Below are 22,800 nucleotides of genomic sequence, written 5' to 3'. Positions count from 1 at the left end.
CACACCACCGGCAGAATTCTCAGACCCGGGTCAGGGTGGGCAGGTGCCGCTCGACCACCGGGAGCACGTCGGCCACGGTGACCGGCCGGCCCAGCTCGGCGGTGAGCGAGGTGACCCCGGCGTCGCGGATGCCGCACGGCACGATCCGGTCGAAGAAGCCCAGGTCGCAGTCGCAGTTGACGGAGAAGCCGTGCAGCGTGACGCCGCGGGCCACCCGGATGCCGATGGCGGCCACCTTGCGGGCCGGGCCCCGGTCGTCCTCCGGCACCCACACGCCGCTGCGCCCCTCGACCCGGCCGGCGGTCAGCCCGAACTCGGCGCAGACGTCGATCAGCAACTGCTCGGTGCGCCGGACGTACGCGACCACGTCGACCGGGTCGGGCAGCCGGACGATCGGGTAGCCGACGAGCTGCCCCGGGCCGTGCCAGGTGATCTTGCCGCCGCGGTCCACGTCCACCACCGGGGTGCCGTCCACCGGCCGGTCCCACGGCTCGGTCCGCTTGCCGGCGGTGTAGACGCTGGGGTGCTCCAGCAGCAGCACGGTGTCGCCCTGCTCGCCGGCCACCACGGCGTCGTGCAGCCGGCGCTGCTCGTCCCAGGCGGCCTGGTAGTCGAGCAGGCCGGCGCGGACGGCGGTCAGCCCGGAAGTCGTCACGCTCACCCGTCCAGCCTAGTCCCGCCGGCCGGGACCCCGACCCGTGACGCTCGTCGCGTCACGCCGCCGGCACCCGCCACACCCAGACGTCCTCGACCCGCTCGGGCGGGCCCAGCAGGGCGGTGGCGGTGCGGCGCAGCGCCTCCTCGTCGACGTCGTACTTGGCGCCGTGCACCCGGTCGGCCAGCACGACCGCCCGCACGCCCCAGTAGCGCAGGTCGGCCCGCGACTGCTGGATGCTGCCCTCGGTGATGATCGGCACCAGGCCGGTCCGGCCGGCCTGGTCCATCAGCGTGTCGAAGGTGCGCGGCACCGGGCCGATCCGGCCCCGGTCGTCCGGGCCGCCCGGGCCGAGGAAGAAGCCCGCCGGGATGCGGAACTCACCCTGCCGGTGGGCCAGGGCGTGCGCCTGCCAGCGCTGGCCGTCGGGGTAGACGTCGACGGTCAGCGGCAGCGGCGTGAGCACCCCGTCGGGCGGGACGTAGCGCGTCCAGGCGCCGGTGGTGATGAACGCCGGGACCGGTTCGCGCACGCTGGTGAGCAGCGGGGTGGGCAGCAACGGCAGCAGCGCGACGGCGAACCCGACCGTCCAGGCCGCGCCGCCGAGCCGGCGCCGGGGCGGCCGGGCCCGCAGGCTGTCGACCGCGTACGCCAGCAGCAGGCCGATCACCGGCGCGACGACCAGCGCCAACCGCGACGGCAGCGCGGCGTTGACCACCGGCAGGTTGTCCAGCACCCCGAACGGCAGCAGCTGGTCGGTGCGCCGGCCGTTCCACTTGGCCGTCGGCCCCCAGGAGAGCACGGCGAAGACCACCGCGGTCACGCCGAGCGCGGCCAGGGTGGCCCGGAACGCCCGGTCGGCGCGCCGCCAGAGCAGGGCGAAGCAGGCGACCGCGACCAGCAGCAGCGGGACGCCGAAGAAGGAGTTCTCCTCGGTCGGGTTGGGCGCCAGCGAGGTGCCCCACCCGGCCCAGCCGGCCAGCGAGCGGCGCGGGTACGACCCGTAGGCGGCGATGTCCTCGGAGTGCACCAGCGGGTCGAAGCCGGTGCCGTGGAACCGTTGCGGCCCGGCGAAGTGCAGCCAGAGCGGGTACGCCAGCAGCGCCCCGGCCACCAGCGCGGTCACGCCGAGCCCGGCCGCCATCCGCGGCAGCGCGGCGCGCGCCTCGGCCCGGCGCGCCGGGGCCAGCGCCCAGACCAGCAGGAACACGCCGAGCGCCAGGGCGGTGAAGAACAGCCCCTCGGCGGCGATCGAGAAGGCGACCGCCACCAGCAGCCCCAGCACGATCCCCCCGGTGACCGCGCGCCCCGGCCGGCGCAGCCGGAACACGCCCCAGACCAGCAGCGGCACCAGCCAGCCCGCGGTCCAGTTCAGGTGCGCGTTGGCGTGCGACACCATGGCCGGGCAGTAGGCGATGAACAGCGCGCCCACCCCGGCGGCCAGCCGGCTGCCGACGAGGTGCCGGCTGAGCAGCCAGTACCAGGCCACCGCGGTGGCGGCCAGGTTGAGCGTGAGGATCACCAGGAACGTCGTGGGTGGCCCGATCAGGTACGTCAGCGGCGCGAAGACCGCCGCGTACACGGTGATCGAGGTGTTGACCGCGAGGTTCACGCCGTCCGGGACGTTGATCAGGTGGGTGAAGAGCGGGTTCTCGCCGTGGGTCAACGCGTGTCCGCCGAACGCCAGCAGCCACTCGAACAGCGCCTGGTCGCTGGAGTTGACGGTGATCGTGCGGCTGTTCGGGTCCCGCCACATGCCGCTGGTGACCCAGAGCGCCAGGGCCACCGCGGCCAGCGTCACCAGCAGGTCGGCGCGCCGGTCGCGAGCGGCGGTGCCCGGCGACGGGCCGGTGACCGGGGACGGGGAGAACGGCACGCAGCGGACGTTACCAATCGGACCTGGGCACACCGCCCGGACGGTGAATGTGTGACCGGCAACCATTCCTGTCGATGAAACACGGACGTAACGTCGCGGCAACTCGGAGGGTGACTCAGTTCACATTCCACGATCGGGAGGTCCCCGTGTCCCGCTCCTCATCCCTCATCACCCGCCTCGCCGGGGCGGCGGCCGGGGTCGTGCTGGCCGCGGCCGCCGTCCTGGTCTCCGCCCTGCCCGCGCAGGCCGCCTCGCTGACCCAGGTCAGCGGGTTCGGCTCCAACCCCGGCAACCTGGCCATGTACGCCTACCGGCCGGACGGCCTGCCGGCCAACGCGCCGGCCGTGGTGCTGCTGCACGGCTGCACCCAGAACGCCTCGACGTACTTCACCAACTCCGGCTGGCAGAAGTACGCCGACCAGTGGAAGTTCGCGCTGATCGTGCCGCAGCAGCCGTCCGGCAACAACGCCAACTCCTGCTTCAACTGGTTCGAGACCGGAGACACCGCCCGAGGCCAGGGCGAGGCCCTGTCGATCAAGCAGATGGTCGACTACGCGAAGACGAACTACGGCACCGACGCCGGCCGGGTCTTCGTCAGCGGCCTGTCCGCCGGCGGCGCGATGAGCTCCGTCATGCTCGCCACCTACCCCGACGTGTTCGCCGCCGGCTCGGTGATCGCCGGCATCCCGTACCGCTGCGCCACCAGCACGACCAGCGCCTTCAGCTGCATGAACCCGGGCGTGGACAAGACCCCCGCGCAGTGGGGCGACCTGGTCCGCAACGCCTACTCCGGCTACTCCGGCAAGCGGCCCCGGGTGGCGGTCTGGCACGGCACCAGCGACTACACGGTCAACGTGGCGAACGCGACCGAGTCGCGCGACCAGTGGACCAACGTGCTGGGCGTGTCCCAGACCCCGACCAGCACCTCGTCGCTGCCGGGCGGCACCAGCCTGGAGGTCTACGGCAACGACCAGGTGCGCGTCTACCGCGTCTCCGGCATGGGCCACGGCACCCCGGTCGACCCGGGCTCGGCGGCCGACCAGTGCGGCACCGCCGGGGCGTACTTCCTGGACACCATCTGCTCGACCTACCGGGACGCGCTCTTCTTCGGCCTGGGCGGCGGCACCACGCCGAGCCCGACCCCGACGGCGACCGCCTCGCCCACCCCGACCTCGTCGCCCTCGCCGACGCCCACCACGTCGCCGGTCTGCGTCACCGCCAGCAACTACGCGCACGTCGTGGCCGGCCGGGCCTACCAGTCCGGCGGGTACGCCTACGCGCTCGGCAGCGGCCAGCGGATGGGCCTCTACAACACCTTCTACACCACCGCGCTGAAGCAGACCGGCCCCAGCTACTGGGTCATCGGCTGCTGACCGCCCGCACCGCGCCGCCCTCGCCGGTCACTCGGTGAGGGCGGCGTGCAGCGCGCCCGCCAGCTCCGGGTGGGCCCAGGTGAAACCGGCCCTGCCGAGCACCCCCGGCAGCACCCGGGTGCTGGTGAGCGCCTCGTGCGCGAAGCCGCCCAGCGCCACCTTCAGCGCCAGCGCCGGGATCGGCATGATCGCCGGCCGGTGCAGCTGACGGGCCAGCTCCCGGGTGAACTCGGCGTTGGTGACCGGCGCCGGGCCCACCACGTTGACCGGGCCGGCCACGTCGTCGCGGGCCAGCAGGAACACCGCGGCGTCCAGCCAGTCCCGCATCGAGATCCACGGCAGCCACTGCCGGCCGCTGCCCAGCTTGCCGCCGACACCCAGCCGGAACGGCAGCAGCTGCGGCTTGAGCAGACCGCCGTCGCGGTGCAGCGGCAGCCCGGTACGCAGGCGCACCACCCGTACCCCGGCATCCTCGGCCGGTCTGGTCGCGGCCTCCCAGACCCGGCAGACGTCGGCCAGGAACCCCTCGCCGGCCGGCGCGTCCTCCTCGACGGTCCGGTCGCCGGTGTTGCCGTACCAGCCGACGGCGGAGGAGTTCAGCAGGGCCGCCGGCCGGTCCGTCGCGGGCAGCCCGGCGATCGTGATGGCCAGTGTGGTGGTGCTGTCCACCCGGCTGGTCCGGATCAGCTTCTTGTAGTCGTCGTTCCAGCGCTTGTCACCCACCCCGGCGCCGGCCAGGTTGACCACCGCGTCGGCGTCGGCGACCAGCTGCGGGTCGAGCTGCGCGGCGGACGGATTCCACTGCCGCTCGTCGGGGGTGCGCGGCGCGCGGCGGACCAGGCGGATGACCTGGTGGCCGTCCGCGGCGAGCCGGTCGACCAGTCGGGTGCCGAGGAAGCCGGAGACGCCGGCCATGAGGATCCGCATGCTCATATCTTCGAGTACGGAGCGCGATCCGGATGCGTTGAGCGAAATCACTCACTCGTCACGCCCCCGTGTTGCGGAGTCGTCTCACTCACTCACTCGCCCGTGCGGCCGTCGACGGCCTCGCGCAGGATGTCGGCCTGGCCCAGGTGCCGGGCGTACTCGTCGATCATGTGCAGGAGCACCCAGCGCAGCGATCGTTCGGCCCCGGTCCCCGGCGTGCGCCCGACCGCGTCGAGGGGGAGGGCGGCGGCGATCCGGCGGGAGGTCGCCACCTGGTCCCGCCAGATCGCGAAGGTGCCCGGGCCGGTGGCCTCGGCGACGTCGTGGAACGGCGCGTCGAAGTCGTCGGTCAGGTCGAACAGGTCGCCGGGCCAGGGCGCGTCCGCGACCACGCCCTGGAAGTACCAGCGTTCGACGGTCGCGAGGTGCCGGACCAGGCCGAGCAGGGACAGGCCGGTGGACGGCACCGGCCGCGACCGCAGCTGCTCGTCGGACAGGTCGGCGCACTTGCGGACCAGGGCGTCGCGCTGGAAGTCGAGGAACGTGTCGAGCAGCGTGCGCTCGTCCGCGCCGGGCGGCAGCGCGAAGCGGCGGTCGGACCCGGCGTCTCCGGGCGTCACGGCGCTCACGCCGCCGCCGTAGCCGTGCGCAGGTCGGCCAGGAGGCGCTCCACCTCGGCGTACGCCGTCTCCGGCAGCGGCCCGTACGCCAGCGCGCCGATGTTCTCCTCGGCCTGGCCCACCGTCCGGCAGCCGGGGATGGGCAGCGTGCGCGCGCTGCGGGCGAGCAGCCAGCCCAGCGCGCCCTGGGCGAGCGTGCGGCCGTCGGCGGTGAGCGCCTCGCGGACCCGGGCCACCCGCTCGGCCCACTCGGCGCGCGGCACACCCTCGCTGAACCAGTCCAGCCACTCGGGAGCCGACCCGCGTACGTCGTCGCCGCCCCGGGCGGCCGGGGTGCCCTGGTACTTCGCGGTGAGCAGGCCCATCGCCAGTGGGCCCCGGTTGAGGCTGGCCAGGTCGAACTCCTCGCAGACCGCGAGCATCGCGGCGTTGTCCCGCAGCACCGACTGGTCGTGCTGGATCGCCGCGCAGCGCGGCCCGGCCGCCGCGAACGCCCGCGCCGACTCGGGGTCGTCGGTGCTCCAGCCGTACGCCCGGATCTTCCCCTCGTCGACCAGCGCCTCCAGGGTGTCGACCAGGTCCAGCGCGCGGGGCACCGGCAGGCCGTTGAGGTGGAGCTGGTAGAGGTCCACGTGGTCGGTGCCGAGGCGGCGCAGCGACCCCTCCAGGCTGCGCCGCGCGTGTGCGGGGCCGGCGTCCTCGCCGGTGGCCTGCCGGGTCGCCTCGTCGGTGAGGTAGCCGAACTTCGTGGCGATCACCGCCCGGTCCCGGCGACCGGCGAGCGCCCGGCCGAGCACCCGTTCGCTGTGCCCGGCCCCGTAGTTGCAGGAGGTGTCGAAGAGGTTCGCGCCGAGGTCCAGGGCCCGGTGGACGGTGCGGACCGACTCGTCGTCGTCCACCTCGCCCCAGCCCAGCGGCTGGGCGCCGGCCCAGAGCGGGCCGCCGATCGCCCAGCAGCCCATGCCGATGGCGCTGACCTCGATGCCGCTGCGCCCGAGTCGTCGTGTCGTCGTCATGGCCTCAGTGTCCTATCTCGAGCGCGCTCGAAGTCGACCCGTTTCCGGCCAGCCGGGGCAGGAGCGGCGCGAGCGCGGCGACGGCGTCGGCGCGTACCACGAAACGGGTGACGCCCCAGCGGCGCTCGTGCCCGGCGACGGCCGCGGCGATCTCGTCGGCGGTGCCGGCCAGCACGAACGGGGTGGCCAGCACCTCCGCCGGGGTGAGGCCGGTCTCGGCGGCCGTCTCCGCGGCGACCGACTCGGCGTCGTCGGTCACGGCGAACCGCTGGACCAACGCCTCCAGGACCGGCGGCGCGTCCCGGCCGGCCGCGCCCGCCGCCACGTGGGCGAGCTGCGCCTCGATCTGGTCGGCCCGCCAGCGGGCCTCGTGCTGGTGGCCGTCGGCGAGGGTGCGGCCGAAGCCGGTCAGGCCGACCACGTCGGCGTGCGCGCCGGCCCAGCGCAGCAACGTCGAGTTGGCCGTGCCCACGGTGAGCGGGATCCGGTCCTGGACCGGTCGGGGCGCGTCCAGGCGGGCGGCGTGCGCGGTCAGGTCCGGCGTGTCGACGGTGACCTCGTCGCCGGCCAGCAGCGCCCGCACCGCCTCGGCCACCGCGACGCACCGGCGGACCCGGCCGGCGACGTCGGGGCGTTCGCGCCCGACCGCCCGCCACTCGGCCGGGGTGTGGCCGGCGCCGAGGCCGAGCCCGGCCCGCCCGCCGGAGACCACGTCCAGGGTGGCCACGTCGGCGGCGAGCAGGACCGGCTCCCGGACGCCGGCGTTGGAGACGTACGAGCGCAGGCGCAGCGTGCCGGTCACCGTCGCCGCGGCGGCGAGCGCCACGAACGGGGACGGGCCGGAGCCGGGATGGTCGGCCGCGGAGAGCGCGTCGAAACCGGCGGCCTCGACGGTGCGGGCCAGCTCCGCCCAACTCGCCGCGTCGGTGGGCCGGGCCTGTACGGAGAAGATCGCCATCGGCCCAGTCTCCGGCCGCGCCCCTCGCCGCACCCACCCCTTCTGCCGAGGGCCGAAGGGGTGGGTCTGCCCGCCGCCTCAGACCGCGTCGAGGCGGGCCAGGTCGGCGGGGGAGAGGCGCAGGGCGCCGGCGGCGATGTTCTGCTCCAGGTGTGCCGGGTTGCCGGTGCCGGGGATCGCGAGCACGTTCGGGCCGCGCCCCAACGTCCAGGCCAGCCGGATCTGGGCCGGGCTGACCCCGTGCTCGCGGGCCACGGCGACGACCTCCGGGTGCTCCTCGCCGGTGGCGCCGGCCTCCCGCCCGCTGGTGACGATGGAGAAGAACGGCACGAACGCGGTGCCGTGCGCGGCGCAGTCCCGGATCAGCTCGTCGTGGCTGCGGCGGTAGCCGAGGCCGTACGAGTTCTGCACGCAGACCACCGGCGCGACCGTCCGCGCCTCGGCGACCTGGTGCGGGCGCACCGCCGAGACGCCGAGGTGCCGGATCAGCCCGGCGTCGACCAGCTCGGCGAGCGCGCCGTAGTGCTCGGCCAGCGGCTCCGGGCCGTGCACCCGCAGGTTGACCACGTCGAGGTGGTCCCGGCCGAGCTGGCGGAGGTTCTCCTCGACCTGGCCGCGCAACTGGTCCGGCCGGGCCGCCGGCAGCCACTCGCCGGACGGGTCCCGGCCCGGCCCGACCTTGGTCACGATGACCAGGTCCTCCGGGTACGGCCACAGCGCCCGGTTGATCAGCTCGTTGGCGGAGCGCAGCGGGGAGAAGTAGAACGCCGCCGTGTCGATGTGGTTGACGCCCAGCTCGACCGCGCGGCGCAGCACGGCGACGGCCCGGTCCCGGTCGCTCGGGCTGCCGTCGGCGTTCGCGGTCAGCCGCATCGCGCCGAGGCCCATCCGGTTGACGGTCAGGTCGCCGAGCTGCCAGGTGCCGGCCGCGCCGGCGTGGACGGTGTCGGTGGTCATGCGGTCCCCGTTCTCTCCTGGCCCGGTGGTGGGCCGAGTGGTTCCACGGAGGCCACCGCCGATCGGTTCACCGCAGCGCGCTCACTCGCCCTCGTCGCGGTCGTCGGGCTGCTCGTGCCAGCGGGCCCGCCACGCCGCCTCGTGCGCCTCGTGGCTGGCCCGTTCCTCGAAGACCAGCTTCCGCAGCGCCCGCCGGCCCTCGTCGAAGACGACCACCTCGGCGGCCACCATACCGACCGTGATCGCGGTCAGCAGGCCCAGCGCGGCCAGGCCCGGCACCCGCTCGGCCAGCGGGATCGACGCGCCGAGCAGGAGGACGGCCGCGACCCGGGTCCAGCTCAGCGTGCGCAGCGTCCGCGCCTGGAACAGCATGTTGCCGCAGAGGAAGCAGATCACGCCGCCGAACAGCAGCGGCACGCCCGCGCCGTGCGCCCGCTCGGTCGGTGGCACGTTCGGGTCGGCGATTCCGTGCACGATCATCTCCGCGCCGAGCGCGAACAGGATGATGCCCGCGATCATCGGCAGGAACAGGTACGCGTACGCGTCCCGGGCCATCGCCACCCGGGGTCCGTCCTCGGCGGCGTGCAGGGCGATCCGGGCGGCCGGCCCGACCATGTCGTAGTGCGCCCACCAGAGCGCGGCGGTGAAGAAGATGCCGAGCACCGCCGCCGCGACGGCCGGCCAGGTGGGCGGCTGCCCGAGCAGGTTGCTGCCCACGCCGACCGAGATGACCGACTCGCCCAGCGCGATGATCAGGATGAGGTCGTACCGCTCGGTCCAGTGCTCGGCCGAGGCGACGCCCCAGCCCCAGGTGCCGGCGATCAGACCGGTGCCGTACTGGAGCAGCACCACCGTCGCCCACAGCCCGTCCCGCACCACCGCGGCCGAGGTGAGACCGTCGACCTTCGGCGGCACCAGCGCGGCGACCAGCAGCAGCGCGGTGCTGCCGATCACCTCCGGGGCGAACCGGACCAGTTGCCGGCGCTCGTTCGGGCTGTCCCGCACGACGTGCAGGTAGAGCAGCAGGTGCACCAGCCGCAGCACGGTGTAGCTCAGCGCCGCGACGATCGGTCCGGCCGCGTTGCCGCGCGGGTCGCGGAACGCGTTCGGCAGCGACAGCGCGAACGTGAACAGCGCGGCCATGCCGACGGTCATGAGCACCGGGACGAAGCCCTCGCCGAGCCGTACCCGGGTGGCCACCACGCTGTGCACCACCCACGACCACCAGAGCACGGCCAGGACCAGCAGCGCGTGCAGCAGTGCGCCGCCGGTCACCTGGAGGGCGGTGGCCCGGGTGATGATGAAGAACGAGAAGACGAAGACCAGGTCGAAGAAGATCTCGAACCGGTCCACCCGGGCCCCCGGGGCCACCGGCACGGCCGGCCCGAGGCGCCCCCGCCACCCGTACCCGCTCACCGGCCGAGTCTGTCAGCGCCCCGGCGGCGGCGGGCCGGAACGACGCGGACCGGGTCCCGGTCAGCCCTGCCGGTGACGCAGCCCGTCCATCAGCAGGTCGAGCAGGCGGCCGGCCTGGTCGCGCTGGTCGGGCTCACCCGCCACCAGGGAGACGCCGCTCAGGCTCGCGAGCACGTCGGTGGCGGCCACGTCGGCGCGCACGGTGCCCTCGGCCGCGCCGGCCGCCAGCAGGTCGCCCAGCGCGGCGAGCAGCCGGTCCCGGCTGTGCGCGTACGGGTTGGCGCCGGAGGCGATGGCGAGCCGCAGCGCGTCGGCCATGCCCCGCTTGGTGGCGAGGTAGTCGACGAACCGGTCCATCCACGCGCGCAGCGCCGCCTCGGCGGGCCGGTCCGCCAGCAGTTCCGGCCCGGCGTCGCAGAGCTTGGCCAGCTCACTGCGGTAGGCCGCCTCGATCAACGCCTCCCGGGTCGGGAAGTGGCGGTAGAGGGTGCCGATGCCGACCCCGGCCTCCTTGGCCACCCGATCCAGCGTTACCTCGGCGCCTGCCCGGGAAAACGCCTGGACCGCGGCGTCCAGCAGTCGCTGCCGGTTGCGCAGCGCGTCGGCGCGCAGCGGTCGGTCGGGCACGGCTCCTCCTCGGCTCGACCGGGCGGGCACCCGGCCGGACTGGCAACCGGAGGATCCTCCGGTTAGTCTCGGTGTTAACGGAGGGTCCTCCGCTTCTCATCGTAGCGGGCGGACGTCGATCCGCCCCGCCCTCGACAAGGATGGATCATGACCACCAGCACTCCCGTCACCACCCCGTTCTCCCGCGAGACCACCGCCCTGGAGGTGGTCCGCGACCTCGACCTGACCGGCCGGCGCGCCGTCGTCACCGGCGGCGCCTCCGGGATCGGCGTCGAGACCGCCCGCGCGCTCGCCTCCGCCGGGGCGGACGTCACCCTCGCGGTCCGCAACCCGGACGCCGGGCAGCGCGCCGCCGCCGACATCACCGGCACCACCGGTAACGACCGGATCCTGGTCGCCCCGCTCGATCTCGCCGACCTCGACTCGGTGGCGGCCTTCGTCCGCACCTGGGACGGCCCGCTGCACATGCTGGTCAACAACGCCGGCATCATGGCCTCGCCCGAGATGCGCACCGAGCAGGGCTGGGAGATGCAGTTCGCGACCAACCACCTCGGGCACTTCGCCCTGGCCACCGGGCTGCACCCCGCGCTCGCCGCGGCCGGGGGCGCGCGGGTCGTCTCGGTCAGCTCGGCGGCCCACCTGCGCTCGCCCGTGGTGTTCGACGACATCCACTTCCGGCAGCGGCCGTACGACCCGTGGGCGGCGTACGGGCAGTCCAAGACCGCGAACGTGCTCTTCGCGGTCGAGGCCAGCCGGCGCTGGGCCGACGACGGGATCGTCGTCGACGCGCTGATGCCGGGAGCGATCCGGACCAACCTCCAGCGCTACATCAGCGATGAGGAACTGGACCGGATGCGCGCGCAGAGCGGCGGGGGAGCGGCGTACTGGAAGACGCCCGAGCAGGGGGCGGCCACCTCGGTGCTGGTCGCGGCCTCGCCGCTGGTCGCCGGCGCCGGTGGCCGGTACTTCGAGGACTGCCAGGAGGCCGGCGTGAACCAGCCGGGCACGCGCACCGGCTACGCCCCGTACGCCCGGGACCCGGAGTCCGCCGAGCGGCTCTGGACGGTCTCCGAGGAGCACCTGCGCGGCTGACAGGTGAAACGCCGGAGGGGCGCGCGGCAGTCGCCGCGCGCCCCTCCGCTGTCGAACGTCAGAGACCCAGCTCGGCCTCGAAGTTGCCGGCCTCCAGCCGCTCCTTGACCGAGGTCAGGAAGCGGGCGGCGTCGGCGCCGTCGATCAGGCGGTGGTCGTACGACATGGCCAGGTAGACCATCGACCGCACCGCGATGACCTCGCCCAGCTCCGGGTCGTTGACCACGACCGGACGCTTCACCACGGCACCCGTGCCGAGCATCGCCGACTGCGGCGACGGCACGATCGGGGTGTCGAAGAGGGCGCCCCGGCTGCCGGTGTTGGTCAGCGTGAACGTCGCGCCGGCCATCTCGTCCGGAGTGATCTTGTTGGCCCGGGTGCGCTCGGCCAGGTCGGCGATCCGCTTGGCGATGCCGCCCATGTTGAGGTCACCGGCGTTGTGGATGACCGGCACGAGCAGGCCGCGCTCGGTGTCCACCGCGATGCCCAGGTGCTCGGCGGCCGGGTAGGTGATCGTGCCGCCCTCCAGGTCCATGCTGGCCTGGATGATCGGGTGGGTCTGCAGCGCCTCGATCGCGGCCAGGGCGAAGAACGGCAGGAAGGACAGCTTCACGCCGTGCTTGGCCTGGAACGAGTCCTTGGCCCGGGCCCGCAGCTTGGCGACCTTGGTGACGTCGACCTCGACGACCGTGGTCAGCTGCGCCGTCTCGTGCAGCGACTGCTGCATCCGCTTGGCGATGGTGGCCCGGATCCGCGGCAGCTTCTCCGTGGTGCCCCGCTTGGCGCTCGGCTCCGGCTTGGCGGCCGGCTGGGCCGGCGCCTTCGCGGCGGCGGGCTCGGCGGCGGCCGGCGCGGCCGTGGCGGCCTTCGCCTTCTCGGCCGCCTCCAGCACGTCCTGCTTGCGGATCCGGCCACCCACGCCGGTGCCGTTGACCGAGCCCAGGTCGACGCCGTGCTCGGCGGCGAGCTTGCGGACCAGCGGCGTCACGTAGCCGGCGGCCTCCTCGCCGCCGCCCTGGGCCGGGGCGGTCGGGCGCTGCGGGGTGGCGGTCGGCGCGGCCGGCTGGGCGGCCTGCTCGGCCTTGGCCGGCTGCGCGGCCGTCTCCGCCTCGGCGGACGGCTCGTTGTAGGACAGACCCGGGGTCGGCTCCTCGACCTTCGGCTCCGGCTTCGGCTCGGCCTTGGGCTCCGGCTTCGGCTCGGGCTTCGCCTCCGCCTTGGGCTCGGGCTTCGGCTCCGCCTTCGGCTGGGCCGGCGCGGCGCCGGCCGCCCCGACGATCGCCAGCACGGCGCCGACGTCGGCGGTCTCGTCCTCGGCGACCTTGATCTCCTGCAGCGTGCCGGCGACCGGCGACGGGATCTCGGTGTCGACCTTGTCGGTGGAGACCTCCAGCAGCGGCTCGTCCACCTCGACGGTCTCGCCGACCTGCTTGAGCCAGCGGGTGACCGTACCCTCGGTGACGCTCTCACCCAGGGCCGGCATGGTCACCGGGGTGCCCTCGCCCGACGACGCGGCGGGCTGGGCCGGCTCCTCGACGGCCGGCTGCTCGGCCTCGGCGCCCGGCTCGGCGGCGGCCTGCTCGGCCTGCTGCTCCGGCTCCGGGCCGGTGCCCTCGGCGGCGGCCGTCGGCTCGGTGGCCGGCTCGGCCTTCTCGGTGGGGGCCGCGCCCGCGTCCTCGCCCTCACCGGCGATGACGGCCAGCTCGCTGCCGACCTCGGCGGTCTCGTCCTCGCCGACCACGATCCGGCTCAGCACGCCCGCCGCGGGCGACGGGATCTCGGTGTCGACCTTGTCGGTCGACACCTCCAGCAGGGGCTCGTCGACCTCGACGGTGTCACCCTCCTGCTTGAGCCAGCGCGTGACGGTGCCCTCGGTGACGCTCTCGCCGAGCCGGGGCATGGTGACCGATACCGGCATGTTCTCCAGACTCCTTCATTCCCCTGGTGGGATCATCGCCCGTCGCCGGACGCCGCGGTTGTCGTGTCAGGCGTGCGCGTGCAGCGGCTTGCCGGCCAGGGCCAGGTGCGCCTCGCCCAGGGCCTCGTTCTGGGTCGGGTGGGCGTGCACGAGCTGCGCCACCTCGGCCGGGTAGGCCTCCCAGTTGTAGATGAGCTGGGCCTCGCCGATCAGCTCACCCACCCGGGCGCCGACCATGTGCACGCCGACCACCGGGCCGTCGTCCACCCGGACCAGCTTCACGTGGCCGGCGGTCTTGAGGATCTGGCTCTTGCCGTTGCCGCCCAGGTTGTAGTTGTAGGTCTTGACCTTGTCGGCGCCGTACTGCTCCTTGGCCTTCGCCTCGGTCAGCCCGACCGACGCCAGCTCCGGGTCGCAGTAGGTGACGCGCGGGATGCCGGCCTCGTCGATCACGGCCGGGGTCTTCCCGGCGATCTCCTCGGCGACGAAGATGCCCTGCTGGAAGCCGCGGTGCGCGAGCTGGAGGCCGGGCACGATGTCGCCGACCGCGTAGACGTTCGGCACGCTGGTGCGCAGCCGCTCGTCGGTCAGCACGTAGCCGCGGTCCATCTTGACGCCCTGCTCCTCGTAGCCGAGGTTGGCGGTGTTCGGGCCGCGGCCCACGGCGACCAGCAGCAGCTCGGCCTCGACCGTGTCGCCACCGGAGATCGTCAGCTTGACGCCGTTGTCGGTCTTCTCGACCTTCTCGAACGGCTTGCCGACCTTGAAGTTGATCTTCCGCTTGCGGAACGCCCGCTCCAGCGCCTTCGACGACTCCTCGTCCTCGGCGGCGACCAGGCGGGGCAGCGCCTCGACGATGGTCACGTCCACGCCGAAGGACTTCCAGACGCTGGCGAACTCGACGCCGATCACGCCGCCGCCGAGCACGATCGCCGACGCCGGGACGCGGTCCAGGGTCAGCGCGTGGTCGCTGGTGATGATCCGCTCGCCGTCGACCTCCAGGCCGGGCAGGCTCTTCGCGTACGAGCCGGAGGCCAGCACGATGTTGCGGCCGGTGTAGCGCTTGCCGTCGACCTCGACGACGTTCTTGCCGACCAGCTTGCCGTGGCCCTCGACGATGGTGATCGCCTTGTTGCTCTTGAGCATGCCCTGAAGGCCCTTGTACAGCCGGGAGATCACGCCGTCCTTGTACGAGTTGACGGCCGCCATGTCGATGCCGACCAGCTCGGCCTTCACGCCGAACTGCTCGGACTCGCGGGTCTGGTCGGCGATCTCGGCGGCGTGCAGCAGCGCCTTGGTCGGGATGCACCCGTTGTGCAGGCAGGTCCCGCCGAGCTTGCCCTTCTCGATCAGCGCGACCGTCAGGCCGAGCTGGACGGCGCGCAGGGCGGTCGCGTAGCCGCCGCTACCACCTCCGAGGATGACGATGTCGAAGGTCGTGTCGTTCGGCTCGCTCACATCCAACTCCCAGGTCGCGTCACTGCATCGGGGGTTACGGCGGAGTAACAGGCACACCCCACCTCGGTCATCTTGTCACCACCACGGACCGAGCGCGTACCGAGGTGCCCAACGACACGTCGGCGACACGTACCCTTGGCATCGTCTTCGATGACGTCCGGGGGAGGAGTGGGTCCGGTGGCGCTGTTCCGACGACGCAAGCGGGTGGCCGCGGTGAGCCGCGACCGGGCCGCCGACCGCGCCGATCTGGACCACCTTGAGAACTTCGTCCGCACCCGCCGGGGCGTCGAGGCGTTCCTGGAACCGCGGACGACGGTCACCGAGACCACCGTGATGCTGATCGCCGACGACGGCGAGTGGACCCGTCGGCGGGTCGGCAGCCCGGACGAGGCCCGGCGGTGGGCCCACAAGATCGCCATCCCGATCTACGACGTGCGGCTGATGGGCTACCCGCAGCGGATGCGCGACTACAACGAGCGCCGCAAGCGCCGGCCCGAGCTGTACTGAGCTACCTGAGCCCAGGTGTTAAGAAGGGCCCCTTCTACAACGCCAGGCGTTAAGAAGGGGCCCTTCCTTGCACGTCAGCCGTTGGCGGCGACGTCGTCCACCAGGTGGAGCAGGGTGCGCACCGGCACGCCGGTGCCGCCCTTGGTCCAGTAGCCGGTCGCCTCGCCCGAGTGGTAGCCCGGCCCGGCGATGTCGATGTGCGCCCAGGCCACGTCGTCGGTGACGAACTCACGCAGGAACACGCCGCCCTGCAGCATGTGCCCGGCCCGGTCCATCCCGGCGTTGACCTGCGAGATGTCCGCGACGTCGGACTCCATGCCCTTGCGCACGTCGTCCGGCAGCGGCATCGGCCAGGCCGGCTCGCCGGTCGCGTCACCGGCCACCCGGACCCGCTCGCACAGCTCCGGGGTGCCCATCACGCCGGCGATCCGCTTGCCCAGCGCGACCACCTGGCCGCCGGTCAGCGTCGACGTCTCGAACAGGTAGTCGGCGCCGTCCTCGCACGCCCGGGCGATGGCGTCGGCCAGCACCATCCGGCCCTCGGCGTCGGTGTTGAGCACCTCCACCTTCTTGCCGTTGTACATGCTGATCACGTCGCCCGGCCGGTAGCTGGTGCCCGACGGCATGTTCTCGGCCATCGGCAGGTAACCGGTGACCGTCACCGACGGCTTGAGCGCCGCGACCGCCAGCATGGCCGCGCCGACCGCCGCCGCGCCGGCCATGTCCGACTTCATCTCCCACATGCCCTGCGCCGGCTTGATCGAGATGCCGCCGGTGTCGAACGTGATGCCCTTGCCGACGAGCGCGACCCGCTTGCCGTTGCCGCCACCCGCGGGGGTGTAGGTGAGCTTCACCAGCCGCGGCGGGGCCTCCGAGCCCTGGCCGACCGCGAGGATGCCGCCGTAGCCGCCGGCGGCCAGCGCCGCCTCGTCCAGCACCTCGACCTCCAGCCCCGCCTCGCGGGCGGCGGCGGAGACGACGTCGGCGAACGCCGGGGGACGCAGCTCGTTCGGCGCGGTGTTCACCCAGTCCCGGCTGGTCCGCACCGCGCCGGCCACCGCCTGCGCGCGGGTGACCTCGGCCTGGGCGGTCGCGTCGGCCGCGTCCGGCACCGCGACCAGCACCTCGGCCACCGGCTCCCGCCGGGTCGGCTGCGGCTTGGTCTTGTAGCCGGCGAACCGGTAGCCGCCGAGCAGCGCGCCCTCGGCGACCGCGCGCAGCGCGGCCGGCGCGTCGGCGTCGTCGGGCAGCGGCAGGGCGAGCGCGACGCGCGCGGCGCCGGCCAGCGCCCGGACCGCGGCGCCGGCGGCGCGGCGCAGCGACTCGGGCCCGGGGGCGGCGCCGGAGGGCTCCGGGCCGAGCCCGACGGCGGCGACCACCGGTGCGGTCACCGTGCCCAGCGTGGCCAGCTTGATCACCTCGCCGGGGCCACCGGTCGCGCCGAGCAGGGCCAGCGTCTCGGTCAGCTTGCCGTCGAACGCGGCGGCGATGCTCTCCGCGCCGCTGGCCAGCAGCAGGGCGTGGGCGGGTGCGCCGCTGCCCGGCTCGGTGGTCTGGCTGTGCACGCCGATCACGATCGCGTCGACGGCGAGTTCGGCGGGGTCGGTGTCGACCAGGCTGAGGGTGGTGCGGGGCGATGTCACGAAAGCTACTCCGGGCGGGCCGGGCCGGCCGCGTCGTCGCGTACCGGCGGTGAAGGTCTCTCCGGCGGCAACCTACCCGTCGGAGGCGTGGCTGTCCCGCCGATGGACGTCGACGGGATCCCGCCGATGCTAACCAGCCCGGTCCGGGCCGGTAAGTTGCCACCCATGACCGAGGTGACCTCCGACGCCGCCGAGACCCGGCTGCGCCGCTCCCCGCTGCACGAGCGACACACCGCGCTCGGCGCGAAGTTCGCCCCCTTCGGGGGCTGGCAGATGCCGCTGGAGTACGCCGGCGGCGGCGTGCTCAAGGAGCACACGGCGGTGCGGACCGCTGTGGGCGTGTTCGACGTCTCGCACCTGGGCAAGGTCCGGGTCACCGGGCCGGGCGCCGCCGACTTCGTCAACGCCTGCCTGACCAACGACCTCGGCCGGATCGCGCCCGGAAAGGCGCAGTACACGCTCTGCTGCGACGACGCCACCGGCGGCGTGGTGGACGACATCATCGCCTACCTGCACGCCGACGACCACGTCTTCCTGGTGCCGAACGCGGCCAACACCGCCGAGGTGGCCCGCCGGTTGCGCGCCGCCGCGCCGGACGGCGTGACCGTCACCGACGAGCACGAGGCGTACGCCGTGCTCGCGGTCCAGGGCCCGCGGTCGGCGGAGCTGCTCGACGGGCTCGGCCTGCCCACCGGGCACGAGTACATGAGCTTCTCCACCGCCACGCTGGCCGGCGTGGAGCTGACCGTCTGCCGCACCGGCTACACCGGCGAGCTGGGCTACGAGCTGGTCGTGCCCGCCGAGCACGCGGTCGCGGTCTGGGACGCGCTGCTCGCCGCCGCCGACGACGTGCGCGCCTGCGGCCTGGCCGCCCGGGACACACTGCGCACCGAGATGGGCTACCCGCTGCACGGGCAGGACCTCTCCCCGGAGATCACCCCGGTGCAGGGCCGTTCCGGCTGGGCGGTGGGCTGGGACAAGCCGGCCTTCTGGGGCCGGGACGCGCTGCGCGCCGAGAAGGCCGCCGGCCCGGCCCGTACGCTGCGCGGCCTCGCCGCCGTCGACCGGGCCATCCCGCGTCCCGGCATGGCCGTGTACGCCGGCGACACGCAGGTCGGCGTCGTCACCAGCGGCACGTTCAGCCCGACGCTCAAGCACGGCGTCGCACTGGCGCTGGTCGCCACGGACCCGAAGCTGCCCGACGGCGAGGAGCTGGAGGTCGACATCCGCGGCCGGCGGGCCCGGATGCGCCTGACGAAGCCCCCGTTCGTCCAGCCGTCCGTCCGCTGAACCGCGCGGGTCAGTCCTCGGCGAGGCGCTCGCCGGCGTCGAGGACGGCCTGCGTCCAGCCGCCCTCCAGCACGCCGGTGCCGTCCAGCACGGCCCAGTCGACCACGTCCGACGCCTCCACCACCACCGGCGAGCCGATCCGCACGCCGGGGTCGGTGTTGGCGTCGCTGGCGCTGGCGCCGACGATCCGCTCCGGGACCTCCCAGGAGGTCACCCCGGCCCAGACGTACTCGGGGCCCTCGTCACCGGGCAGGCCGTACTTGACCACGAGCTGGCTCTCGTCGGGCAGCCGGCCGGCCAGGAACCGGGCCCGGATGTCGCCGAGCGAGGCGCGGGCGGTGGCCACCGCCCGGCTCATCGCGTCGCCGGTGCGGGTGTAGCGGACGTCCGGCTGGATGCCGTTGAACAGCGTCGCGCAGGCGGCGGCGAAGTAGCGCCCGGGCGGGCCCGGGTGCCCGGGCGGCGGGTTGAGGCTCAGGAACGAGTCGGCGTCCGGGTCGGTGGCCGGGTCCAGCTCCAACCGCAGCAGCACCGGCGCCGTCGCGCCGTGCTGCTCCGGATTGCCGTACGCGACCGCGATGTCGTGCCCGGTCACCGTGGCCAGCACCGGCAGCTGCACGAACGCCGGCACCTCCTCGCCGGCCAGCCCGTCGGTCCAGTCCCGCAGCAGCCGCCGGGCCGCCCCGGTCATCACCGCGCCCCAGGCCCGGGTGAGGTGGTCCGGCACGCCCTGGGCCTGCAACTCCAGCAGCCCGAACCGGCGCAGCCCCTTGGTGGTGAACCAGAGCCCGTCGGCGTCCGAGGAGTAGGGCACCAGCACCCAGTCGACCAGCCGGATCCGGCCGTGCTCGTCGGGCAGCGAGCGCAGCGCGGCCGCCGGGTCGAGGAACTGGAGCCCGAAGACGTCCACCACGTCCCCGCCGACCGTTTCGGCGACCGCCGCGGCCACCGCCCGGGCCGCCCACTCGTGCGCCGGCGGCCAGCCCGGCCGGTACTCGGCCTGCACCACCACCAGGTGGGTGGCGGCGGCCAGCCGGGCCAACTGCTCGTCGGTGGCGCCGAACGCGCTGAGCAGGTCCGGCGGCAGCTCCGGGAACTCGTCGACGGTGCGCGTGTCCACGCTCATCAGAGGGCTGTCCAGCATCTGCTTCGCCAGCCCGTGCACCGGCTCGGCGAGCCGGCCGGCCAGACCCTCCACCGCGGTCTTCGGGCTGACCCGGGGCAGCCCGGCGATCGGCACCAGATAGGTCGCGTCGAGCGACTCGGGCACCGGTACGGGCAGGAAGTCGTCCGTGATGAGCATGTCGTCCCCCTCGACCGCGCCGGTGCACCAACCCGAACGCTACCCGTCCGACCGGGTGGCGATCAGCCGGTCAGGACCAGTCCCAGGTAGGACAGCGTGGTGACGATCTCCACGAGGGCGCCGAGGACGTCGCCGGTGATCCCGCCGAAGCGGCGTACCAGGTGTCGCAGGAGCCCGGCCGCGACGGCGAGCGCGCCGAGCACGGCGAGCGGCCCCTGCCACGGGCGGCCCGGCGCGGCGGGCGCGGCCAGCAGCGCCACGGCGAGCGCGCCGACGGTCGGCGCCACCCACCCCACGGTGCCGGCCACCAGCGCGCCCAGGCCCTCCGGTCGGGCCGCCGGCACCCCGCGGCGACAGGCCAGCGTCACCCCCAGCCGTCCGGCCGCGGTGGCCGCGACCACCGCGGCGAGCGCCGCGACCGCGTCCCGCCCGACCAGCTCCGCGAGCACCGCGGTCTGGAGCAGGAGGACGAGCACCAGCGCGACCACCCCGAACGGGCCGACGTCCGGCTGTTTCATGATCTTCAGAGCGGCCGCGCCGCGGCGGTAGGAGCCGAGCGCGTCCACGGTGTCGGCCAGCCCGTCCAGGTGCAGGCCCCGGGTGAGCAGCGCGCCCAGCCCGACGGTGAGCCCGGCGGCGACCAGCGGCGGGGTGACGGCGCCGGCGAGCAGCAGCACCCCGCCGAGCAGCGCGCCGAGCAGCGCGCCGACCGCCGGGGCCAGGGCCATCGCGGTGCCGGCGGTGGCCCGGTCGACCGGGCCGGCGCGCAGCGGCGCGGTGGTGAACGTGGTCAGCGCCAGCCGGACGCCGTCGGCGAGCCGGGCCTCAGTCGGCACGTCGGCCGGGGAGGACCGGTTCGTCCGCGCCGGTCGTGGTCGGTCCCGGTCCGGCCGGCTCCGGTTCGGCGAAGTCCGGTTCGTCCGCGCCGGTCGTGGTCGGTCCCGGTCCGGCCGGCTCGGGCTCCGCGAAGCTCTCGTCCTCCGCGCCGCCGCCGAGTGACGGGTGCACCGGCAGGGTGGCGGCCAGCGTCAACGCCGAGCGCAGCAGCGGCAGGGCGGCCAACGCGGTCGCCCCCTCGCCCAGGTCGAGGCGCAGGTCCAGCAGCGGCGTCAGGCCGAGGACGTCGGCGGCGAGCCGCACCCCGGGACGGCCGCCGTGGTCGGGCAGCAGGCACCAGTGCCGGGCCTGCCCGGCCAGGTCGCGGCTGACCATCCCGGCGGCGGTGCCGACCGGGCCGTCCAGCAGCACCGGGACCCGTCGGGCGGTGGCGCCGAGCAGCACGCCGGTGGCCATCGCGATGTCGCCGCCGCCCAGCTCGGACAGGATGTCGTGCGCCTCGCGGGGCGAGCGCCGGGTGCGGTGCAGCGCGTCCCGGACGGCCGCGCAGCGGACCATCCAGGCCGCGTCGTCGATCTCGCCCTGCTCGTTCACCACCCGGCCGAGCACGGCCGGCGGTTCCGCGCCGGCCGTGGCCGCCAGCACCGCGGCGGCCGCCGCCTCGGCGCCGGCCCCGCACGCCGCCAGCACCAGCAGTTGTACGCCGGCGTCGGCGGCCTGCTCGGCCAGGCGCCAGCCGTAGCGCAGCGCCGCCTCCACCTGGTCGGCGGGGAGCGCCGGACCGTCCTCGAACGGCGCCGAGGTGGGTGCCTCGACGACCTGGAGGCTGGCGCCGTTCTCGGCGGCCAGCCGGGCCAGCGCGCCCCGCCCGGCGCGGGCCTGCCGGGCGCGGCGGGCCGACTCGCCGGGCGCCGCCCCGGCCGATGCGCCGCCGTCGTGGTCGCCGTGCAGCAGCAGCACCCGGACGGCGTCCCACGGGCGCGGGGTGGCGGTGCCCTGGGTGGCGGCGGCGAAGCCGACCACCTGCTCCAGCACGCCGAGCCCGGCGCCGGGGACGTCGAGCGTGGCGAGCCGGTCGACCGCCTGCGGGCCGGTGTAGTCGTCCGGCATCGGCAGTTCCATGCCGGGCTGGATGACCAGCCCGGTGGCGATCATCGGCAATGCCATGGTGGGGGCCGCCCAGTCGCCCGCGCCGGACGTCCCGCCCTGCCCCGGGGTGGGCACCGGCGCGGCGGTCGGGGTGAGCACCTCGGGCAGCGCCACGTCCGGCACGGCCCGACCGCCCGGGTCCGGCGTGGAGGCGGTGGACGGAGCCCAGGGCCGGTCGGCCGGGCGGGACTCGGCCGTTCCCGGGCCGGTCGTCGGTTCCGCCGGCGTGGCTCCGCGGCTTCCCGGTGCCGCCGGCCGCGCCGCCGGGGTGGACCCGGGCGTCGCCGGGGCGGCGGCGGCCGGGGTGGGCGGCTTGAGCCAGGCGGTCTGGCCGGCCACCACGAGCGCGACCGCGTCGCAGGCGTCGGCGACCGCCCGGTTGGTCGCGCCCAGCGCGTCGGTGAACGCCCGGCCCAGCGGCGTGGTGGGCACCAGCGACAGGCCGACCTCCGGGCTGACCAGCACCAGCCGCGCCTGGCTCGCGCGGACCGCGGCGGCCAGCTCGGCGACGGTGGCGGTGTCGTCGGCCGGCTGGTGGGCCGGGTCGAGCAGCACGGTGACCCAGCCGCCGAGGTCGTCCACGAGCACTGTGTCGTTCGGGCCGGCGGCGGTGATCAGCTCAGCCAGCCGGCCCGGATCCGCCGCGGTCTCCTCGGTGGTCCAGCTCCCCGGCCGGCGGGCGCGGTGCGCCGCGAGGCGGCCCGCCCACTCGGTGTCCTCCGGCTCCCCGGCGGGGGCGGTGGCCACGTATCGGACCGTGGGCGCGTCGGCGACCAGTGACTCGGCGAACTCGGACTTGCCGGAGCGGATACCGCCGAGCACGAGGAGGGTGTGCCACCCGTCAACGGACATGCCCGTACCTTAGTTCTCCCGCCCGCACCCCGCCCCTCCCCGCCCCCTCCCCGCGTCGATCTTGCGGTTGCGGCCCTCGGGATGCCGGAAATGGTGGTTCTGTCGGGGCGGCAACCGCACGATCGCGGGCGCGGGGTCAGTCGCAGTGTTCGAAGGGGCTCGCGTAGGTGGCTCCGGGGGTGGAGCCGCCCCACTTCACGCAGACGCCGGCGGCGGTGGCCCGGACCGGGCCGGCGTAGTACTGGTAGCCGCCGCTCTGGGTCTGCCGGGCCCTGCCCTGGACCTCCAGGTACGTGGTCACCGTGGTCACCCGGCCGACGTCGGCG

Annotated in this window: 19 protein-coding genes; 4 read left to right on the top strand and 15 right to left on the bottom strand. The window is 74.7% G+C overall.

The features are described 5' to 3' along the window. Positions 1–19: 19 nt before the first annotated feature. Both lipB and ACN27B_RS01365 read right to left on the bottom strand, forming a co-directional pair. Complete coding sequence (gene lipB / locus ACN27B_RS01370; RefSeq protein ID WP_099164205.1) at positions 20–661, bottom strand: lipoyl(octanoyl) transferase LipB; 642 nt, start codon at positions 659–661, stop codon at positions 20–22. A 52-nt stretch (positions 662–713) separates the two neighbouring features. Beyond that, positions 714–2,531, bottom strand: a complete 1,818-nt coding sequence (locus ACN27B_RS01365; RefSeq protein ID WP_422743114.1) for a DUF2079 domain-containing protein — start codon at positions 2,529–2,531, stop codon at positions 714–716. Positions 2,532–2,677: 146 nt separating this feature from the next. Here ACN27B_RS01365 and ACN27B_RS01360 point away from each other — a divergent pair, with 146 nt between their 5' ends. Then, a complete protein-coding gene (locus ACN27B_RS01360) occupies positions 2,678–3,904 on the top strand; it encodes a PHB depolymerase family esterase (protein ID WP_099164207.1) in 1,227 nt (408 codons plus the stop codon). Between the two features lie 27 nt (positions 3,905–3,931). Here ACN27B_RS01360 and ACN27B_RS01355 read toward each other — a convergent pair whose 3' ends face one another. The 7 genes from ACN27B_RS01355 to ACN27B_RS01325 form a co-directional block, all read right to left on the bottom strand. Then, entirely contained in the window at positions 3,932–4,831 is a 900-nt protein-coding gene (locus ACN27B_RS01355) for a TIGR01777 family oxidoreductase (RefSeq protein ID WP_422743112.1), read from the bottom strand. Positions 4,832–4,923: 92 nt separating this feature from the next. Then, positions 4,924–5,460, bottom strand: a complete 537-nt coding sequence (locus ACN27B_RS01350) for a DinB family protein (RefSeq protein WP_422743110.1) — start codon at positions 5,458–5,460, stop codon at positions 4,924–4,926. After that, positions 5,457–6,467 carry an aldo/keto reductase gene (locus tag ACN27B_RS01345; protein ID WP_422743108.1) on the bottom strand — a complete coding sequence of 337 codons (1,011 nt, stop codon included), beginning with the start codon at positions 6,465–6,467 and terminating at the stop codon, positions 5,457–5,459. Before ACN27B_RS01345 ends, ACN27B_RS01350 begins: the two co-directional genes overlap by 4 nt. Positions 6,468–6,471: 4 nt before the next feature. Further along, a complete protein-coding gene (locus ACN27B_RS01340) occupies positions 6,472–7,425 on the bottom strand; it encodes an LLM class flavin-dependent oxidoreductase (protein ID WP_422743106.1) in 954 nt (317 codons plus the stop codon). Between the two features lie 78 nt (positions 7,426–7,503). After that, complete coding sequence (locus ACN27B_RS01335; protein ID WP_422743104.1) at positions 7,504–8,382, bottom strand: oxidoreductase; 879 nt, start codon at positions 8,380–8,382, stop codon at positions 7,504–7,506. Positions 8,383–8,463: 81 nt separating this feature from the next. Continuing rightward, positions 8,464–9,798 (bottom strand): low temperature requirement protein A, encoded by a 1,335-nt coding sequence (locus tag ACN27B_RS01330; RefSeq protein WP_099164211.1) that lies wholly within the window; start codon positions 9,796–9,798, stop codon positions 8,464–8,466. Between the two features lie 60 nt (positions 9,799–9,858). Then, on the bottom strand, positions 9,859–10,425 hold the full coding sequence (locus ACN27B_RS01325; RefSeq protein ID WP_099164212.1) for a TetR/AcrR family transcriptional regulator: 567 nt from the start codon (positions 10,423–10,425) through the stop codon (positions 9,859–9,861). Between the two features lie 147 nt (positions 10,426–10,572). Here ACN27B_RS01325 and ACN27B_RS01320 point away from each other — a divergent pair, with 147 nt between their 5' ends. Further along, positions 10,573–11,517: an SDR family NAD(P)-dependent oxidoreductase gene (locus ACN27B_RS01320; protein ID WP_099164213.1), complete on the top strand. Its 945-nt coding sequence runs from the start codon at positions 10,573–10,575 to the stop codon at positions 11,515–11,517. Positions 11,518–11,575: 58 nt separating this feature from the next. Here the strand turns inward: ACN27B_RS01320 and sucB are convergent, their stop codons facing one another. Both sucB and lpdA read right to left on the bottom strand, forming a co-directional pair. Then, a complete protein-coding gene (gene sucB / locus ACN27B_RS01315) occupies positions 11,576–13,435 on the bottom strand; it encodes a 2-oxoglutarate dehydrogenase, E2 component, dihydrolipoamide succinyltransferase (RefSeq protein ID WP_099164214.1) in 1,860 nt (619 codons plus the stop codon). A gap of 66 nt (positions 13,436–13,501) precedes the next feature. Next, positions 13,502–14,893 carry a dihydrolipoyl dehydrogenase gene (gene lpdA / locus ACN27B_RS01310; protein ID WP_099164215.1) on the bottom strand — a complete coding sequence of 464 codons (1,392 nt, stop codon included), beginning with the start codon at positions 14,891–14,893 and terminating at the stop codon, positions 13,502–13,504. A 177-nt stretch (positions 14,894–15,070) separates the two neighbouring features. Here lpdA and ACN27B_RS01305 point away from each other — a divergent pair, with 177 nt between their 5' ends. Further along, positions 15,071–15,400 carry a hypothetical protein gene (locus ACN27B_RS01305; protein WP_099164983.1) on the top strand — a complete coding sequence of 110 codons (330 nt, stop codon included), beginning with the start codon at positions 15,071–15,073 and terminating at the stop codon, positions 15,398–15,400. 74 nt (positions 15,401–15,474) lie between these two features. Here the strand turns inward: ACN27B_RS01305 and ACN27B_RS01300 are convergent, their stop codons facing one another. Next, on the bottom strand, positions 15,475–17,043 hold the full coding sequence (locus tag ACN27B_RS01300) for a leucyl aminopeptidase (protein WP_099164216.1): 1,569 nt from the start codon (positions 17,041–17,043) through the stop codon (positions 15,475–15,477). Between the two features lie 165 nt (positions 17,044–17,208). Between ACN27B_RS01300 and gcvT the strand changes: the two genes are divergently transcribed. Beyond that, complete coding sequence (gene gcvT, locus ACN27B_RS01295) at positions 17,209–18,333, top strand: glycine cleavage system aminomethyltransferase GcvT (RefSeq protein WP_172967951.1); 1,125 nt, start codon at positions 17,209–17,211, stop codon at positions 18,331–18,333. A gap of 10 nt (positions 18,334–18,343) precedes the next feature. Here the strand turns inward: gcvT and ACN27B_RS01290 are convergent, their stop codons facing one another. The 3 genes from ACN27B_RS01290 to ACN27B_RS01280 form a co-directional block, all read right to left on the bottom strand. Next, a complete protein-coding gene (locus ACN27B_RS01290; protein ID WP_091573183.1) occupies positions 18,344–19,636 on the bottom strand; it encodes a DUF2314 domain-containing protein in 1,293 nt (430 codons plus the stop codon). 62 nt (positions 19,637–19,698) lie between these two features. Further along, positions 19,699–20,472, bottom strand: a complete 774-nt coding sequence (locus tag ACN27B_RS01285) for an adenosylcobinamide-GDP ribazoletransferase (protein WP_422743100.1) — start codon at positions 20,470–20,472, stop codon at positions 19,699–19,701. Further along, positions 20,462–22,474, bottom strand: a complete 2,013-nt coding sequence (locus tag ACN27B_RS01280; RefSeq protein WP_422743098.1) for a bifunctional adenosylcobinamide kinase/adenosylcobinamide-phosphate guanylyltransferase — start codon at positions 22,472–22,474, stop codon at positions 20,462–20,464. The genes ACN27B_RS01285 and ACN27B_RS01280 overlap by 11 nt, the downstream gene beginning before the upstream one ends. Positions 22,475–22,800 lie beyond the last annotated feature (326 nt).

This window comes from Micromonospora sp. WMMD754 (genome assembly GCF_049315235.1).
Classification (GTDB): domain Bacteria; phylum Actinomycetota; class Actinomycetes; order Mycobacteriales; family Micromonosporaceae; genus Micromonospora; species Micromonospora sediminicola.
The sequence above is the reverse complement of the archived record's forward strand: the minus strand, read 5'-3'. Positions and strand labels throughout refer to the sequence as shown.

Coding starts and splice junctions, on each gene's coding strand:
- ACN27B_RS01340 (WP_422743106.1), bottom strand. CDS start 7,425: ATGGCGATCTTCTCCGTACAGGCCCGGCCCACCGACGCGGCGAGTTGG.
- gcvT (WP_172967951.1), top strand. CDS start 17,209: ATGACCGAGGTGACCTCCGACGCCGCCGAGACCCGGCTGCGCCGCTCC.
- ACN27B_RS01335 (WP_422743104.1), bottom strand. CDS start 8,382: ATGACCACCGACACCGTCCACGCCGGCGCGGCCGGCACCTGGCAGCTC.
- ACN27B_RS01290 (WP_091573183.1), bottom strand. CDS start 19,636: ATGCTCATCACGGACGACTTCCTGCCCGTACCGGTGCCCGAGTCGCTC.
- ACN27B_RS01280 (WP_422743098.1), bottom strand. CDS start 22,474: ATGTCCGTTGACGGGTGGCACACCCTCCTCGTGCTCGGCGGTATCCGC.
- ACN27B_RS01320 (WP_099164213.1), top strand. CDS start 10,573: ATGACCACCAGCACTCCCGTCACCACCCCGTTCTCCCGCGAGACCACC.
- sucB (WP_099164214.1), bottom strand. CDS start 13,435: ATGCCGGTATCGGTCACCATGCCCCGGCTCGGCGAGAGCGTCACCGAG.
- ACN27B_RS01345 (WP_422743108.1), bottom strand. CDS start 6,467: ATGACGACGACACGACGACTCGGGCGCAGCGGCATCGAGGTCAGCGCC.
- ACN27B_RS01355 (WP_422743112.1), bottom strand. CDS start 4,831: ATGCGGATCCTCATGGCCGGCGTCTCCGGCTTCCTCGGCACCCGACTG.